This window comes from Desulfobotulus sp. (genome assembly GCF_034006065.1).
In the GTDB taxonomy this organism is placed as follows: Bacteria; Desulfobacterota; Desulfobacteria; order Desulfobacterales; family ASO4-4; genus Desulfobotulus.
Map to the genome: position 1 here is coordinate 18,424 of NZ_JAVETM010000006.1, position 16,360 is coordinate 34,783.

A 16,360-nucleotide genomic window follows, 5' to 3' on the forward strand; every position below is an offset into this window, starting at 1 on the left:
ACCCCGTCCCACAAGGAGCTTACGCATGGATGCTTCCCATAAACCGACAACGCTGATGATCGTGGATGATACCCCCGCCAACCTCACCCTGCTCCAGGAAATCCTCCAGGCCAGGGGATACCGGGTTGTGGCTTTTACAAAAGGCAGCATGGCGCTGAAGGCGGCTGCCCAGAATCCTCCGGATCTCATCCTGCTCGATATCCGCATGCCCGAAATGGACGGGTTTGAAGTGTGCAGGCGTTTAAAAGAAAACGGCCTCCTAAAAAAAATCCCCGTCCTTTTCATCAGCGCTCTCACCGAAGCTGAAGATAAAATCAGGGCATTCTCCGCGGGCGGTGTGGATTATGTAACCAAACCCTTTGAGTCCGAAGAGGTTTACGCCCGCGTCGAAACCCACCTTCGCCTTAAGCGCCTTGTGGACGAAAGCGAAAAAAGGCATGAGGTTTTGATCCAGGAATTACCGGACCTTGTGCTGCGCTTTGATCCCAGGGGAGATCTTCTCTTTCTCTCCGAAAAAGCCTCGGAGGCCCTCGGAATCCATCCCCGTTCGTGTGTGGATCTCTCCCACAGGAATCTTAAGTTCTGCGATCCCGCAGACATATCCTGGGAAAAGGCCATTGAAACCGTTGTCCGGACGGGTAAAAGTCTTGAAACCGAATATGCCTTCCACGGAAAAGACGGCCCTGCAATCCATAACCTGAGACTGGTGCCCGAACACAATACACAGGGAAAAATCATTTCCATCCTCGCTCTCAGCCGGGATATCACAACACAGAAACACGCAGAAAAAATGCTCATTCAGGCTAAAGAAGCCGCGGAAGCCGCCGACCTTGTCAAGTCAGAGTTCCTTTCCAATATGAGCCATGAGCTGAGAACACCCCTGAATGGCATTCTGGGTGTGATGTATCTTTTACAGAACACCCATCTCGACACCGAAGATGCCAAAATCCTCCATATGGGCATTGCGGCAGCCGAACGTTTAACCCGCCTGCTCTCCGATCTCATCGATTTTGCCAGCCTTGAATCCGGAAAAATACAAATCCATCAGGATGCCTTTGAACTGAAAAGCGTCTGTGAATCCGTCATCACACTCTTTGCCCTCACTGCGATGGAAAAAGACCTTGCCCTGGATTTCTCCATGGATCCGGCAACGCCCCGAATTCTTCTGGGCGATGCCGCACGCCTTCGGCAAATCCTCTTCCATCTCATGGGCAATGCCTTAAAATTCACCACTTCAGGGAGAGTTCTTCTGGAAATAGGGCCCATAAGAACAAAGGATCCTGAAAAAGTACGTCTTCTTTTCACCATCTCCGATACGGGGGTAGGAATTCCCCTGGAACGCCTCAGACATATCTGGGACCCTTTCACCCAGGTGGATGGCTCTTCCACCCGCAGCCATGACGGAACGGGACTGGGACTTTCCCTTGTCCGACGGCTCGTGCACCGGATGGACGGTGACATCTTCATGGACAGCACCCAGGGACAGGGGACGGATGTCCATATGTGCCTGCCCTTTGCACTCCCCTGACCCGGACTTTAAAAAAAACAAAGGGTCCCAGACATGGATGGAGCCCCCGCCAGCCTGGGGGGGCGGATATCCTGTGGACAATACCAGGATCCGGACTTTTTACGGGACCATTCACCACAGGATCATACGAAAAACCACCGAATGTAAGGATACCCCCATGAATCCTCGCATACGCCTATGGGTGATCGCCTTCACCCTTTTCTGTGCAACGGCCTCGGCCAGCCTTCTCCAGGAAAATCCTGTCATCATAGGAATTGATGCGGATATCTCCACAGCAGCAGCCCAGGCCGGTGAAGCCATTTACAGGGGAGCCGCACTCGCTGTTTCCGAAATCAACGCCAGGGGCGGTTTCCTCGGCCGCCCTGCTGTGCTTGAAATACGCGATCACAGGGGCAACCCCGCCCGGGGAGTGGCAAATATGGAGGCCTTTGCCGCCATGCCCGATCTGCTGGCTGTCATCGGCGGGACCTATACCCCTGTGGTCATGGAACAGCTCCCGATCATACACCGCCACGGGATTCCCTTCCTCCTTCCCTGGGCCGCAGGCACCCGACTTGTGGAAAATGGTTATTCGCCGAATTATGTTTTCCGTGTGTCCGTTCGGGATGAGGATGCGGGGGCCTTTCTTATCAAAAAACTGTTTGAAGCAGGCTACAGACGTCCGGGACTACTCCTCGAGCAGACCGAATGGGGAAGATCCAACGAAAAATCCATCATGGCCGCTCTGAGGTCTTATGGCCTCACCCCCGCAGAAATCCAGTGGTTTTATTGGGGGGTACCGGACCTGCGGCCCCATATGGAAAAACTGGCCAATGCCCGCGCGGATGTAATCCTTCTCGTCAGCCAGAGCAACGAAGGACTTACCGCCATTAAAGCCCTGCAAAGTTTCCACCCCAGGCAACGCCTTCCCCTGATTTCCCACTGGGGCATCACCAAGGGGGAATTTCCAAGTAAAGCCGGAACCACCCTGATGGATGTCGAGCTTTTTTTTCTTCAGACCTTTTCCTTTATCGCACCCCCATTCCCGGACCGGGCTCATCATCTTTTTGATCTGTATCGCCAGAAATTCCCAGAGATCAAGACCCCTGAAGATATCCCCGTCCCTGCGGGCACAGCCCACGCCTATGATCTTGTCCATCTGCTGGCAAAGGCCGTTGCAAAGGTGGGCGCACTGGAACGCTCCGCTGTGCGGGATGCCCTGGAAAACCTGGATCATCACGGTGGCGTAATCCGCAACTACCGACCGCCCTTCACACGAGAAAGGCATGATGCTTTGGGCAAAGAAGATTTCCATATTGCCTGTTTTTCAGAAAAAGGAGTCATCCGCCCCTGTTTTATAAGACCCAAAGACTAAGAAAATCCGCCACCCCGTCTGGAGGGCCCATGTCTCTGTCCAACCCTCAGCATCCACCCCGTTTCACCTCTTACATCCTCTGGCGTGTGGTTCCTCCCACACTGGGGGCCATGCTCCTTGTCAGCCTCTTTGCCCTCTGGATGGCTCAGTCCATCATCCTGGCTTCCGTGCATAAGCGCCTGGACCAGGTCGCAGACGGACAACAACGCCTTGTGATGGACAGAATTGAAAACATCCAGAAACAGGTCCAGACTTTGGCGTCCAACGATCTCATCGTCAACAGCCTCATGCATACCATGGAGCGGGAACGCCACCTCCCCCTCTTTTTTCAGTCTCTGAATCTTTCCGGAATTCCATCGGAACGCATCGCCCTTGCAGATTTTATGGGTCGTGAAATCATCACAAACCACCCCCCCCTTCAGGACCCCCTGCCCCAGCCCATTCTTCTGGAACTTACGGAAAAACGAACCGTCATGACCCTCTCCTCCGCAGGACTCTTTGTGGCGGTTCCCATTGTGGTGCAGGGGTTTCACGAAGGCGCCATCCTCCTGACCCTCCCCCTTGACGACATTCCGAAGCTTAAAGGCCTGGACAGAACGGACATGGACATGGCCTTTCTGGATGACCGGGGGCATATTCTCCTTGCCAATGCAGGGTATCAGAAACGTTTTGGCGACAAAAAACCCGACAAGGCCCCAGACTGGGTCTTCATGAGGCGACAACTCTCCCCGCTCCCCAAAGTGGAGCTCATTGTGGGCCAGGATCGCAGCGAAGTCATGGTTCCCGTACGCAGGCTGGGGGCCTATCTTCTCACCACAAACCTCGCAGGCATCCTCGCCCTGGTCATTGCCGTCATGACGGCAACGCGCATGGCTGTAAGCGGTATCAATCACCTCACCACCACGGTGCACAATATCGTAGGCCACAGGGATCTCAGCCTGCGCATCCCGCTCCAGGGGCCCCTTGAATTGCAAAACCTTGCATCCGCCTTTAACAAAACCCTGGAAACCCTTCAGAAGACAACCACATCCATCGAAGCTCTGGAGCAGAGCAGAGAACAGTTTGAGCTTGCGGTGAAAGGCTCCAATGACGGCATCTGGGACTGGGATCTTCGTCAGAATACCCTCTATCTTTCTCCCAAATGGAAAGAACAGCTCGGATATGATGACGGGGAACTTGAAAACAGCTTTCAGACCTTCCAGAATCTGGTGCATCCCGAAGACAGGGAAAAAACCTTTTCATATGTGGACAGGTATCTCAGTGGGGAAATCCAGAACCACCAGACGGAGTTCCGCATGCAGCATAAAAACGGCTCGTGGCGCTGGATTCTTGCGCGCGGCGTATCCATCCAGGACTCTTCCGGCGTGCCTTACAGGATGGCGGGTTCCCACACGGATATCACCGCACGCAAGGAAGCCGAAGCCCTTCTCCAGAAAACCAACCTTGAACTGGAAACGGCCCGGACCAGGGCGGAGGCGGCCAATAAGGCAAAAAGTCTTTTTCTGGCCAATATGAGCCATGAAATCCGTACCCCCATGAATGCCATTCTGGGCTTTGCTCAGGTTCTGGAGAAAGACCCCGCCCTTTCGACCAAGCAGGCTGAACATGTGCAGATCATTATCCGCAGCGGAGAGCACCTGCTGCGCCTCATCAACGACATCCTGGATATGTCCAAGATCGAGGCCGGTCATATCCGCTTTGACAATAAAAATTTTTCCCTGCATGAGCTCCTTGATGACCTGGATATCCTCTTTCTCAACCGCGCCAGAACAAAGGGACTCCGCTTTCTCCTTGAAAGGGATGAGGATATCCCATCCCATGTGAACACGGATCAGGAAAAACTGCGTCAGATTCTGATCAATCTTCTGGGGAACGCTATCAAATTTACGACAACGGGCGGTGTTGTCTTGCGGGTGCGCACGGATGAAAAAAAAGATGTTCTGGGGCAGGAATGGGTCCAGCTCGTTTTTGAAATTGAGGATACAGGCATCGGCATTCCCGAAGAAGAGGGCGCAAAGCTCTTTGAGGCCTTCCATCAGACAAATTCAGGAGCCAAAGCCGGGGGAACAGGTCTTGGGCTTACCATCAGCAGAAAATTTGCCGAACTGATGGGAGGGAGCATCACTTTCACAAGCAAAGTCGGGTATGGCTCCTGCTTCCGGTTTGAGGTTCCCCTTCAGACCACAGAGGACGCCCCGGCATCTATCCGAAAAGAGATGTCTGCCCTATTAATCCTTGCCCCGCATGTGAAACCCGTACGGATTCTTGTGGTAGATGATATGGCGGATAACCGTTACCTGCTCGCCGCCCTTCTCGAACCCGCAGGCTTTGAAGTCATGCAGGCTGAAAACGGGCTGGAAGCAATGAAAATTTTTGCCAGCTGGCACCCCCATGCCGTACTGATGGACATGCGTATGCCTCTGATGGATGGGTATGAGGCGACCCGCCGGATAAAAGCCATCCCTTCCGGGCACTCCGCTTTCTTCATCGCTGTAACGGCCACAGCCTTTGAGGATGAGCGGGCAGAGGTCATGGCTACGGGAGTGGATGCCTATCTGAGAAAACCTTTTCAGACATCTGAACTTTTTGAAATCCTGAAAAAAGGGCTTGGCCTGGAATATATTGAAACAGACAGGCTTCCATCAAAAACAGTCCCCCTGCCCGACCCCTTCCCCCCCGCTTCCCTGCCCAATCTCTGCCTGGAAACCCTTGATGCTCTGGACGAAGCCATCCACAACGGAGATATCGCCCGCATTGCCGCTTTGACGGACCTCATGGAAAAAGAGGATAAAACGGCTGCCCAGACCCTGCGTCAACTGGCCAAAGCCTATGACTATGAAAAAATGCTGGCATGGCTCACGGAAATCCGAAAGTCAGGATCTTGCCATGCACAGACAACATCCTGAAGAAAGGAGAAAAGATCATTTATGACCCGCCCTCCTCTGGCAGGAGAGAGGCCCGTACAAGCAGGAACATTCTCCCCCCTTCTGCTTGACTCAGGCGGAAAAGGCAGTGTAGATAAGAACATTCTGACCCCATGTCGGGCTTAAAAACATCTTAAAAAAACATTTTGGTAACGGAGAGTTCTCATGAAAAACGTTTTTTATGTTGCTTTGATCGCATCCGCACTCATGCTGACCGCCTGTACGGCAGAAAAAACCACACCGGAAAGCGCTGTTCAGAACTACACCAAAAATCAGATCCTCCTGCCCGAAGGCCTGAAAGCCGACAACTCCGGTCTCACCTTCACCCTCATTGAAACCATTGATAACACCGCACTGGTGGAAGTCAGCGGCGTCATCGCCGTGGAAGGTCAGATTCAGGCCGTGAAAAACGCCAAGGGTCAGTGGGAAGTGAAATAAGTACCTTGGGAGAAGACGGCCTTAGAAAAGCCGTCTTCTCCTCCAGAATACATCATCAAAAAAATACCGAAACCTCTTCCCTTCCTTTCTGACCCGCTCCTATAGCAGGGGCAAAACCCTGCCGGAAAAACATAAAAAAACCTTCTCTTCCTCCATAAGCAGCACCACTTCTTGTTCATGATTTCCCTGCAGCTCCGCATAAAGCCCGCGCAGGGACTTGAGATCCACTGTTTCCAGTATCCTTTTCAGGATCTCCGCCCTTTCCAGAACCTCCCCGTCCTCCCGTCCTTTCAGAGCAAGGCTCACAGCCCGCTCCTGTTGCCTGCGCATTTCCGTGATCAGGCAATGCCGGGAAAGATCCAGTTTCCATTTTTGAATCCCCATACGTCTCCTTTTTTCCCTTGCCCGCTTTGACTGCGGTCAAAAACCCCGCCACTCCACCAACTTGTCATGGGTGGCAAAATACGCTAGGCTCAACCGATCTTTATTTCACATCCGGGTTTTGCATCCGGAGCAACTTCTCACCCACAAAGACCGCCTGCTTCGCTTTGGCGCGGAACTGATTTTTGCCATCTGCGAAGCCAGAGAGGTGGAAGTGGTCATCCTTAATCAGGGAGAAGATACAAGCTTTGAAGAAGATCTTGCCCGGGACGTTCTGGAAATCATCACCGTTTTTTCCGCAAGGCTCTATGGCAGCAGATCCCGGAAGAACAAAAAGCTTCTCGAAAACCTGAAAAAGGCTGTGGAGTAAGCCATGCGCATTGCCCATAAGATTGCCCTTGATCCCAACAATGTCCAGGAAAACTACTTTGCCCGCGCTGCGGGTACGGCCCGTTTTGCCTACAACTGGGCTTTGGATCAGTGGAGCAAACAGCCCTCAATCTGAAAAACCTTGCAGTTCACAGTACGGCGAGTTCCGCCGGATCTTAAAGCCTGTGGAGAGGAAGGCTCTGGCCTTTGCCGCAAGGCAGGGGTGAAACCAGCCTCAGGGAAGCAGGAAGTCAGCGCCAAAGCTACCTATGGGTAGATTTGGGTAGGTCTGGCAGAACGGCATGAGATCTGTCAAAAACAGATGTTGACAGAAAAAAGGGGTTTTGCCATATCTTGAATCCATATGCATTCATGCTCGGCCTGCCGGATGGGAAATCCTGAACTCCCTTCCTGCGGGCAGGTCCCGGTCCCATGGGGAAGAAAAAGCCTTTGGGAAAACCGAACGGATATCCGGCGCACCCCCCCATGACCGCACCTTAAATAAGGCAGGTCTGGGCCCCGCATCCGAAAAACCCTTCACCCGTGGGGAGACTTCATGTTCCGTCGCTCTTTTTTTCTCCTTCTCCTGTCCGCCCTTTTCCTTGTCCCTTTCCAACCTTCCCAGGCCCTCGCCACTTCCCGGGACTGCTGGGAAGCCTGTGCGCCCACCATGGAAGAAGCACGGGAAGCCCTCGCTTCCCAGATTTTTGTCCATGTGCACAGCGATGCCCACATCCGACAGAGTAAACAGGAAAAGGATAAAGGCATCTCCTTTCTTTCCGGATGGTTCTCCTCCTCAGAGATTCATGCGGAAGCCAGCTTTGAATCCAGACAGCAGGTCAACATGACCCTGGTCAATGCACGGGTGATCCAACAGAGAGAAACCGCTGAAGGGGCCTGCCTTGAGGTCTGCCGCAGGGATCTTGTGCAGTATGCCGACGGCCTCCTGGAAAAAACCCGACACTATAGACCCCAGAATCTGCCCGGATCGGAACGGGAGAAAAAACAGACCCTGAATGCCTGGATCGGAGATATCGAAACCGCCAAGAATCTCGCCACCGTCTTCAGCCAGGATCTCAAGGAGAAGGATGTCCAGAAAAGACTCATCGCCCAGGAAAAGGAGCTAAAGGATCTCAGCGCAGAAATATTCGAGCAGTCCCTCTCCATCCAGACCCCCATCCGCGATGCTGCCCTCATCCTTAACGGCAAATCCGCCAATCCCGGAGAGAAAATTTTTCTGCCCGAAGGCATGCACACCTATGTTCTCACCGCCGCTGGATACTGTGAAACACGGGGCAGCATTCTCCTGAATGCCGGCGAAGACAAACGGGTACACCTGCATCCAGAGCCCTTTCCCACCCTTACCGTCACATCCAACCAACCCGACGCCTCCCTTGAAATTGCAGGCGTTCCCTGGGCGCTGGGCCAGGAAAAAACCATTGAGCGTTGTGAAGGTAACCTTTCTTACACCGTGCGCTATGCAGGAGAGAGCAAAAGCGGATCCATCCCCCTGAAACCAGGCCTCAAGGCCCAGGAGAAGGCCTATCTTTTCAGCGACCAGGATATGCAAAGGCTCCAGGATATGGCTTCGGTCTTTACCAAAAAAAGCGCCTTTGAACTGGGCTACGCCTTTTCCATGGCCGGTTCTGAATTCAAGGATCTCCACAACATCCACAAGCTTTCCCTGGCCTGGTACAAGAATTTCCGATTCCTGAGACTGGGCTTTGGGGCCGCCTACGGAAGGGGGGAAGCCACGGAAGACTCCGTCACCATGGATGGCTATCTCAGCCTTGTCTTTCAGCTTTCGGAAATCGGAGGCCGGGAAAGGCCCCTGCACTTTTTCGGACTTTTCCCGGTGATTCCCTTTGCAGGTCTGGATGCGGGCGTGGCCTATCACGATATCCACGATAAAAAGACAGGAAGAAGCAGAGATCGCTTTCCGACCACAACCTCTTCTGAAAAAAGTGATTTTGTGAGGGACAGGGGGCTGCTGAGAGCTCTGGGAGGGCTTCAGATTCCTGTCAACTCCCATGTGGGTCTGAAATGCTTTTATGCAAAAAACTTCTATATGGAAGAAGCCTCCGAATTCGGCGCGGCCCTGGTCTTAAACTTTTAGCACCGCTTGTGGCCCGGTCATGGCCGGGCCACAAGCATCCCCTCCAAAGGCTCTCTCCGCCTTCATCCTCTTTTTTGCGCCAGAGCCTCTTCGTAAAGGGCCAAAGTTTTTTCACACATGACTTCGGTTGTAAACCGGGTCTTTACCCGCATACGCCCCGCCTCACCCATTCTTTTCCTTTGTTCCGGATTTTCAAGGAGGATACGGAGCTTCGTCCCCAGATCCTCCCCATCTTCCGGTGCAAAAAAAAGCCCGGTCACACCGGCTTCCACAATCTCCAGGCTGCCCCCATGGGCTGAGGCCAGAACAGGTTTTCCCATCATACCGGCTTCCGCCAGGATGCGGCCAAAGGATTCGGGCTTGCGGGAAGGCGAAACAAGCAGGTCAGAGGCCGCAAGCAACTCAGGCATATCCTTTCTGTAGCCCGCAAAGATCACCCGGTCTCCCAGAGGGCGCGCAAGGCTTTTCAGCTCCTTTGCATATTCGGGATTTTCCGCAGGATCTCCCACCAGAACAAGTTTCCAGCAAAGATCCCCAAGCCCTTTGAGGGCATGGAGCAGGAGATCCTGGGCTTTGAGACGGGAAAAACGGCCAGGCATGAGGATGAGGGCCGTTTTCTCATCACATCCCCAATCCCTCCGAAGCCTTTCCCTCACATCCGACCCCACCCTATCCGGATCAAATCGCCGACTGTCAGCCCCCCTCGAGATGCAGACCAAACGGGAAGGATCCATGGGATAATTGTTCAGAATATGGGCCTCGATGCTCTCAGAAACCGCAATCACCCGCTCACCCCGGGTCATGATGGCGCTGTAGGCATTGACGGAGTAAACTCCATGAAAGGTGGTCACAAGGAGGGGCCGCCTGGATAAAGGCAGGCTTTTCCAGGCAAGGTATCCCGCCCAGGCAGGCACCCTGGAACGCAGATGCAGAACATCCGCTGCCCCCACAAGCCTTCTCAGCTTTCCCAGATGAAAAAGCGGACGCGGTGATTTTTCTCCGATAAAGGGCAGGGTCACATGAATACTGCCTCCGGCCTCAAGGTCTTCCACCATACGGCCTCCCCTTGAAACCACCAGGGAACCATGCCCCCTTGCCGCAAGAAAATTGCCCAACTCCAGGGTGCCCTGCTCGACACCTCCGGTTTCAAGATCCGGAAGCATCTGGATGACTGTCAGTCTTTTTTCCACCATCGTTTCACGGCCTCCTCAGCCGCCCGTCCGGCCTCATCCAACACCGCCGCCCCTTTTTCCGGTCTTTCTCCCGGATAGGCGATCCATCCCTTCCCATGAAGCAGGTCAAGACTCCGTTGAAATTTATTGTCTTCCCTTTTCCAGCGAACCGGCAGCACCCCCACCCGGCATCCCGCAGCCAGGGCCTCGTAAATCATGGACATGCTGTCTCCCGTAATCCAGGCCTCACTGCTTCTGGCATAGGCGTTTTCCACCCAGCCCCTGGGCGTGCGGGAAAACGGGATAAAAAGAATTTCAGGTCTTGCCTTACAGATTCTTTCCAGCATCACCTCCGTACTTTCCGGCGTTCTTGGTGAAGAACTCACTTCCCAACGCATCCGGGGGTTCGCGTTGAAAAGGGCGCAAAGGGCATCTTCCAGAGCTTTCTCATCCCAGACATGGCTGGAAGGATCCAGGCCGCCCACAAGAACCAGCCCATAATTTTCCTTACGCCCCTCACCGGAAACCAACCTGCACGGAGGCCCCAGGGTGAGAAGGGTGCGCGCATCGGGCTTTCTGCCATCATGGGTGGGGGAAAGGGTGAGATCCACCCGGCTCCGCACCCAGGCATCGGGCGTCATGCACACCAGGGTCCTGGCCCCGTAGTGTTTTCCGAAAACAAGCAAAGCCCCATGGGTATGGCTGCCTGCGGCCATCACCAGATCCGGAATGAAGCCTTTTTCCCCCCAGCCCCAGCTTTTCAGGATCCGCGAGGTGAAAAAAGGAAAGCAATCCGCTCCCAGGGCCTGCACCCGTGAAAAAACGGCAAAGACCCTACCCTCAGGAGGGCGGAACCACCGGGTTTCCACCAGAGTCAGACGGCCAAAGGCTTCGGCCATGGCCAGGGTCTGCTTCTCATGGCCGGGACGCCCGTCTCCGATGCACAGAATTCGAAGGGGATGGGGTATCATGATTTCTTCCTCGGATAAAAAACGATGGGAGCAGGCCTTTTCTTCGGCCCCTGGTCAGGAAAAAAAGGGGGACAGACGACTTTCCAGCCAGGAGTGAAACGCCTCCCTATCTCCAAAAACCAGCTCCACATCCCGTACCCGCAGGGGAAGGGGCCAGCATTCCGGATTGGGAAGCTTCACCGCATCCTTGGCTGTGGTGACCAGAGCCTGGGCTCCCAGGGTCCGGGCCTTGGCCACCAGTTGCCGGATATCGCGGGATGTGTAGGCGTGGTGATCGTCAAAAATCTCCGTATGGAGGACAATCCAGCCGGAGGCTTCAAGGCTCTGGGCAAACCCTCGGCCATCGGCAATCCCCGCGAAGGCCAGAACCCGCTCCCCTGTCACCTCCTCTGCCAGCGCCCCTTTCCCCGGCCAGGCCACCTGGCGGTGTGAAGTCGGAAAAACCGGCAGGCCAGATCCTTCCCTGAACTCCGTCAAAACGCGGGGATCCATCCCTCCCTTCTCCCCACAGTGGGTCAGCACCAGGGCATGGGCGCGTCTCAGGGCCTGGGGTCTTTCCCGTAAACTTCCCCTGGGAAGGAGGCGGCCATTGCCCAGGGGCGCCCTTGCATCGAGCAGCACAAGATCAAGATCCCGGTAAAGTTTTCTGTGCTGAAACCCATCGTCCAGAATCAGCACCTCGGCCCCTTCTTCCATGGCCCGCAGTCCGCTTGCATAGCGGTTTGCTCCCACGTAAACCGCAGCGCGACAGGTTTTTGCCAACAAAACGGGCTCATCTCCTGCTTCCGCAGCACAAAGAAAAATCTCCTCGCCATCGGAAACCCGGCCCCCCTCTTTCTCCAGCCTGCCCCCATACCCCCGGCTCAGGATGGCCGCACGCAGGCCCTTTTCCTCCAGGAAACGGGCAAGGAAACGCACCATGGGGGTTTTACCGGTTCCACCCACCACAAGGTTACCCACGGAGATGACGGGCAGAGGCAGACGCATGCACGCCCCTTCCCCATCCAGCCGCCGATTCCTGTAATCAACCCCCCGGGCATACAGACTTTCCAGGAAAGATAAAAAACGATCTTTTGCATCCCTGTCCACCCCGGATCGCCGAAGCCTCGCCGCAAACCGCCTTTTCAGCATGCCCTCTCCAGTCTTTTCCCGATCCAGTCCACAATAACGGAAACAACCCCCCGGCCTTCCAGCACAAAACGCCTGCCTGCTCTGCCTGCCTCCCGGCCTTCCAGGGGATGATCCATCCAGAACAGAAGCCTTTCTCGCATTTCATCCGCATCCTTCACGCCAAATCCTCCGCCTGCGGCGCACAGCCCCTGCCAACTTTCCTCAAAATCTTCCCGGTGGGGGCCCATCAGTACGGGAACCTCCGCCATGGCGGGTTCCAGAGGATTGTGCCCCCGCAGGGGAACAAAACTTCCTCCCACCAGGGCGCCATGGCCCAAAGCATACAGATCGTTCAGGATTCCCATGCGATCCAGAATGACAAGGGAAGCCTCACTGGGCGGATTCCGGGAAAAAATCCAAGGTTCAAGGCCCAAACTCCTGAACCGCGTTTCAAATTCAGGGCTTTTTTCCGGATGCCGCGGAACCACAAGGGTCAATAGATTCCGCCCTTCCATGCAGGGATGGGAAAGCACTTTCGCCACAAAGGGTTCTTCTCCGGGGTGCAGACTTCCGCAGATCCAGATGAAAGCAGGCCTGCGCCGCAAAATCCAGGCACGCACATCCTCCAGATCCGGGTTCAGGGGATCGGGCATGGCGCGGTCATGCTTCAGGTTGCCCCAGGGCAGAAGACGCTCCCTCCCAACCCCCAGGCGCTGCAGGCGAAGCCCATCCTCAGGACTCTGGGGAACGATGGCTTCAAAACGGGTCATGGCCGGTCCCATGAGGAGGGAAAGCCTCGCATAGCCTTTCAGACTTTTATCGGAAATTCTCGCATTAACCCAGAGGGCGGGAATCTTTCTTCTGCTGAGGGCGTGCATGAAATACGGCCACAGGTCCGTTTCCACGAGAACAAAGAGATCCGGAGCCAGGGCGTCCAGCATCCTGTGTACGGCCAGGGGATGGTCCAGGGGAAAATAATGGATCGCCGCCACCCGGTTTTTGAGGTGTTTCTGCGCAGCCTCCATGCCGCTTCGGGTGGCGGCTGTGCAGACCAGGCGGATGTCCGGCCTTTTTTCACGCAAGGCTTCCACAAGGGGCAGGGCAGAAAGCATTTCACCAAGAGAAAGGGCGTGTATCCAGATGCAGGGTCTTGTGTCTTTCTGGGTCAAAGGCCCCACATCAGGCCAGAAACGCGCCCGGAAACGATGGGGTAAAGCCCGGAAAAGGGACATCACCAGGACCAGCGGCAGAAAAAGGAGAAACAGGAAACGAAGCATTTCTGCATACAGGGCCAGTCCCGCCCATGCCAGCGCCATGGAAAATCTGTTTTTTGTCATCCTGCTCCCACGTCCTTAGGATGCAATGGGTAAGAATCCCGCCTTTCCTGCACCTGCTTTGCCCTCACTCCACCCCGAGAAGGCCGTAAACTCCGAGGGCGCCAAAGAAAAGGTTGGGCATCCAGGCGGCAAAAACCGGAGGCAGGATACCGCCGTATCCCAAAGACAGGCTGAAGCTGTAGCATATCCAGTATAAAAAGGCGACGCCCATCCCATAGCCCATGCCCACCGCCATGTTTTTTTTCATGGAAGGCCGCAGGGCAATACTCACCGCCAGCATGGAAAGCACAAAGGCGGCAAAGGGAAAGGCCGTTTTACCGAAAAGATCCACCCGGTAACGGCTGGTGTCATAGCCTTCCCCCTGAATCTTTCCGATATAGCGCCACAAAGCGCGGATTCCCATTTCCTCGGCTCCCCTGCGGGTTCGCTCAAAATCCGAGGCCTGCAACCCCACCTTCAGCATCCACTGGGGATGAAAGCGGCTGGTGAAGGCTCCGGTTTTCTCATCCAGATCCTGGATCACCACCGCTTCCAGCATCCAGCCTTCAGGCACAAAAATCCCGCTTTGGGCCAGAATGCGGCGCCTGGGGAGAAAGGTATCCCTTCCTGTCTCGAGAAGATGCACGCCTTCCATGCGCTCATTTTCCACATCCACCTCCCGGATGTGGATAAAGAAGGTATCCTGGCGAATTCGGATATTTTCCCTGCGGTTTGCACTCACCGCACTGGGATACAACTCTTCGTAGCGGATCGTGTTCACCCGCGCAGCGGCAGAGGGCGCGATCATTTCCACCACAAAGAGTCCGAGAAGACAAACACAGGCCGCAACCAGCATCACAGGCCGCAGCAGCACCCCAGGTCCGATGCCGCCGCCTTTGAGGGCTGTGAGCTCATTGGAGCGGTTCACCATTCCAAGGGCTGTGAGAATGCTCAGAAGAAGGCAAAGGGGCAGAAGCTGAACGAGTTCCCTCGGCAGCCGGAAAAGCACATAGACCAAGGCCCTTTTCATGGGAAGGCCCACGGCAAAAAATTTATCTGCATTGCTCAGGTAGTCCACCACGAGAAAGACCACGGCCACAAGCAAGAGGATCATGGCAAAAAAACGGAAAATCTCACCGGCAATGTAGCGATCCAGACGGCTCATCTTTTCCATCCCCTCTGTCGGCCCGCCCACAGGGTCCGGGGCATCAGGGGTTTTTCCGCCGCAACCCGGCTAAGAAGCCAGAATCCCGCCACCGTCGTCACCCCATTGGGCGTCCACATGGCAAGCCCTGGGGGATAGACCCCGCTCTCCCCAAAAGACCAGCCCATGGTGAGGAGCATGTAATACATGAGAAAATACAAAAGCCCATTGCCGATGCCCGAAGCCCGCCGCCTTTCCAGGGTGTTCACGCCCAGGGGAAAGGCCAGAAGTCCCAGGGCCAGACAGGCCGCAGGCAGAGAGAATTTTTCGTGAAACTTCATTACCGCCGCATTATACGATTTGGAGTTTTCCGGAAGGGTGCGGATGTAGGCCCGAAGTTCGTTGAACCCCATCTCTTCCTTGTCCTTGCTCTTCCGCGCCAGGGCAAGGCCCTTTTCTCTGGAAAGATCCAGGGTCAGTTCATAGTTTTCAAAGGAGATGGCATGCACTTCCGTATTTTCCGCACCACTGCCCCGTAAAATCATGCCTTGAGAAAGCTGAAGCCTTGCAAGCCCTGCGGCGGCGTCCATGTGGAGACGGCCCTCGGGAGCCAGAACCGTTCCCATGCCCCCCTCCCTGAAATCTTCAACAAAAATATCCTTGAGCTTACCGCTGTTGCGATCCATTTCCCCCACATACAGGGTGACACCGGAAAACATATCGTTGAAAACCATGGGTTTCAGCGCCATGTCCCCATGCTGGAGCGCCAGTTCCGTAATCACCCGCCTGGACTCCAGTTTCCCCCAGGGCAGGCCGTACAGGGTCATGAGGGCGGTCAGAAAGGCCGCAAGGAGACAAAAGGCCGCCACAGGCGGTAAAAGACGCCAGATGCTGTACCCCCCCGCTTTCAGGGCAAGAATTTCCCTGTCTCCGGACAGGCGCAGGAAGGTCACAAGCACGGTGACCATCACAGCCATGGGAATGGTGAACTGCAGAAAAAAAGGGGCTGCGCAGGCCATGAGCCAGCCCACAGACCCCAGCCCAATGCGGTAATTCACCACAAGATCCGCTATTTCCAGCACCTGGGTGATGAGAAACAAGAAGGTGAAAAACACGATGTTCAGTGTAAAGGGAAAAAGCATCTGGGAAAACAGATAGCGGTCTATCCTGTGCATGGGCCTCTCCCTTTTTCTGAGGTTCGCACGAACCTGAAAAACCATAGGCCGACCTGACACTCCGATCTCCTCCCCATTTGCCCCCTGGCATTCCGGCAGAAGGAAGCCATCCCCATTCCGGGGTCCATTTCCATCAGGGTTCTTCCGCCTGGGGTTCGGCGCATCCGCTGGCAGAATTTTCTTAACGGATTTCAGGCCCGCGCACAAGGCCAGCCTGGGTACGGTCCTCGATTTTCGGGGCCAGCCCCCTTCCATTCAAAAAAACAATGTTCAAAACATGGAATTGACAAACAGGAAAAATACGTGTTGTATAGGCAGAAACAAGGTACCCAAAAATCATCAGCGGAGACCCCCTATGCCCG

General features: G+C 55.0%; 13 protein-coding genes and 1 pseudogene. 7 read left to right on the top strand and 7 right to left on the bottom strand.

From position 1 onward, the window contains the following. Nucleotides 1–25: 25 nt before the first annotated feature. The 4 genes from RBR60_RS04115 (at nt 26) to RBR60_RS04130 (ending at nt 6,244) form a co-directional block, all read left to right on the top strand. Entirely contained in the window at nt 26–1,528 is a 1,503-nt protein-coding gene (locus RBR60_RS04115; protein ID WP_320354610.1) for a response regulator, read from the top strand. Nucleotides 1,529–1,685: 157 nt separating this feature from the next. After that, complete coding sequence (locus tag RBR60_RS04120) at nt 1,686–2,882, top strand: ABC transporter substrate-binding protein (RefSeq protein ID WP_320354611.1); 1,197 nt, start codon at nt 1,686–1,688, stop codon at nt 2,880–2,882. 29 nt (nt 2,883–2,911) lie between these two features. Continuing rightward, nucleotides 2,912–5,788: an ATP-binding protein gene (locus tag RBR60_RS04125; protein WP_320354612.1), complete on the top strand. Its 2,877-nt coding sequence runs from the start codon at nt 2,912–2,914 to the stop codon at nt 5,786–5,788. Between the two features lie 183 nt (nt 5,789–5,971). Beyond that, complete coding sequence (locus tag RBR60_RS04130) at nt 5,972–6,244, top strand: hypothetical protein (protein WP_320354613.1); 273 nt, start codon at nt 5,972–5,974, stop codon at nt 6,242–6,244. A gap of 99 nt (nt 6,245–6,343) precedes the next feature. On the opposite strand, the gene RBR60_RS04135 is transcribed toward RBR60_RS04130, so the two are convergent. Continuing rightward, a complete protein-coding gene (locus RBR60_RS04135) occupies nt 6,344–6,628 on the bottom strand; it encodes a hypothetical protein (RefSeq protein ID WP_320354614.1) in 285 nt (94 codons plus the stop codon). Nucleotides 6,629–6,761: 133 nt separating this feature from the next. Here RBR60_RS04135 and RBR60_RS04140 point away from each other — a divergent pair. From RBR60_RS04140 to RBR60_RS04150, 3 genes and pseudogenes are all read left to right on the top strand, one after another. Then, nucleotides 6,762–6,995: pseudogene (locus RBR60_RS04140) on the top strand (IS607 family transposase); the annotation flags it as partial. A 3-nt stretch (nt 6,996–6,998) separates the two neighbouring features. Beyond that, nucleotides 6,999–7,130 carry a helix-turn-helix domain-containing protein gene (locus tag RBR60_RS04145; RefSeq protein ID WP_320354615.1) on the top strand — a complete coding sequence of 44 codons (132 nt, stop codon included), beginning with the start codon at nt 6,999–7,001 and terminating at the stop codon, nt 7,128–7,130. Between the two features lie 420 nt (nt 7,131–7,550). Then, nucleotides 7,551–9,110: a hypothetical protein gene (locus RBR60_RS04150; RefSeq protein ID WP_320354616.1), complete on the top strand. Its 1,560-nt coding sequence runs from the start codon at nt 7,551–7,553 to the stop codon at nt 9,108–9,110. Between the two features lie 62 nt (nt 9,111–9,172). Here the strand turns inward: RBR60_RS04150 and RBR60_RS04155 are convergent, their stop codons facing one another. The 6 genes from RBR60_RS04155 to lptF all read right to left on the bottom strand — a co-directional run bounded on the left by RBR60_RS04155 (nt 9,173) and on the right by lptF (nt 15,998). Then, nucleotides 9,173–10,303 carry a glycosyltransferase family 4 protein gene (locus tag RBR60_RS04155; RefSeq protein WP_320354617.1) on the bottom strand — a complete coding sequence of 377 codons (1,131 nt, stop codon included), beginning with the start codon at nt 10,301–10,303 and terminating at the stop codon, nt 9,173–9,175. After that, a complete protein-coding gene (locus RBR60_RS04160; protein WP_320354618.1) occupies nt 10,285–11,253 on the bottom strand; it encodes an ELM1/GtrOC1 family putative glycosyltransferase in 969 nt (322 codons plus the stop codon). The genes RBR60_RS04155 and RBR60_RS04160 overlap by 19 nt, the downstream gene beginning before the upstream one ends. Nucleotides 11,254–11,307: 54 nt before the next feature. Then, a complete protein-coding gene (lpxK, locus tag RBR60_RS04165; RefSeq protein WP_320354619.1) occupies nt 11,308–12,384 on the bottom strand; it encodes a tetraacyldisaccharide 4'-kinase in 1,077 nt (358 codons plus the stop codon). Then, complete coding sequence (locus tag RBR60_RS04170; protein ID WP_320354620.1) at nt 12,378–13,700, bottom strand: 3-deoxy-D-manno-octulosonic acid transferase; 1,323 nt, start codon at nt 13,698–13,700, stop codon at nt 12,378–12,380. Before RBR60_RS04170 ends, lpxK begins: the two co-directional genes overlap by 7 nt. Nucleotides 13,701–13,764: 64 nt before the next feature. Continuing rightward, nucleotides 13,765–14,844 carry an LPS export ABC transporter permease LptG gene (gene lptG, locus RBR60_RS04175; RefSeq protein ID WP_320354621.1) on the bottom strand — a complete coding sequence of 360 codons (1,080 nt, stop codon included), beginning with the start codon at nt 14,842–14,844 and terminating at the stop codon, nt 13,765–13,767. Beyond that, nucleotides 14,841–15,998, bottom strand: coding sequence for an LPS export ABC transporter permease LptF (lptF, locus tag RBR60_RS04180; RefSeq protein ID WP_320354622.1), 1,158 nt, complete (start codon nt 15,996–15,998; stop codon nt 14,841–14,843). The genes lptG and lptF overlap by 4 nt, the downstream gene beginning before the upstream one ends. Between the last annotated feature and the right edge of the window lie 362 nt (nt 15,999–16,360).

Coding starts and splice junctions, on each gene's coding strand:
- RBR60_RS04115 (WP_320354610.1), top strand. CDS start 26: ATGGATGCTTCCCATAAACCGACAACGCTGATGATCGTGGATGATACC.
- RBR60_RS04120 (WP_320354611.1), top strand. CDS start 1,686: ATGAATCCTCGCATACGCCTATGGGTGATCGCCTTCACCCTTTTCTGT.
- RBR60_RS04125 (WP_320354612.1), top strand. CDS start 2,912: ATGTCTCTGTCCAACCCTCAGCATCCACCCCGTTTCACCTCTTACATC.
- RBR60_RS04130 (WP_320354613.1), top strand. CDS start 5,972: ATGAAAAACGTTTTTTATGTTGCTTTGATCGCATCCGCACTCATGCTG.
- RBR60_RS04135 (WP_320354614.1), bottom strand. CDS start 6,628: ATGGGGATTCAAAAATGGAAACTGGATCTTTCCCGGCATTGCCTGATC.
- RBR60_RS04145 (WP_320354615.1), top strand. CDS start 6,999: ATGCGCATTGCCCATAAGATTGCCCTTGATCCCAACAATGTCCAGGAA.
- RBR60_RS04150 (WP_320354616.1), top strand. CDS start 7,551: ATGTTCCGTCGCTCTTTTTTTCTCCTTCTCCTGTCCGCCCTTTTCCTT.
- RBR60_RS04155 (WP_320354617.1), bottom strand. CDS start 10,303: ATGGTGGAAAAAAGACTGACAGTCATCCAGATGCTTCCGGATCTTGAA.
- RBR60_RS04160 (WP_320354618.1), bottom strand. CDS start 11,253: ATGATACCCCATCCCCTTCGAATTCTGTGCATCGGAGACGGGCGTCCC.
- lpxK (WP_320354619.1), bottom strand. CDS start 12,384: ATGCTGAAAAGGCGGTTTGCGGCGAGGCTTCGGCGATCCGGGGTGGAC.
- RBR60_RS04170 (WP_320354620.1), bottom strand. CDS start 13,700: ATGACAAAAAACAGATTTTCCATGGCGCTGGCATGGGCGGGACTGGCC.
- lptG (WP_320354621.1), bottom strand. CDS start 14,844: ATGAGCCGTCTGGATCGCTACATTGCCGGTGAGATTTTCCGTTTTTTT.
- lptF (WP_320354622.1), bottom strand. CDS start 15,998: ATGCACAGGATAGACCGCTATCTGTTTTCCCAGATGCTTTTTCCCTTT.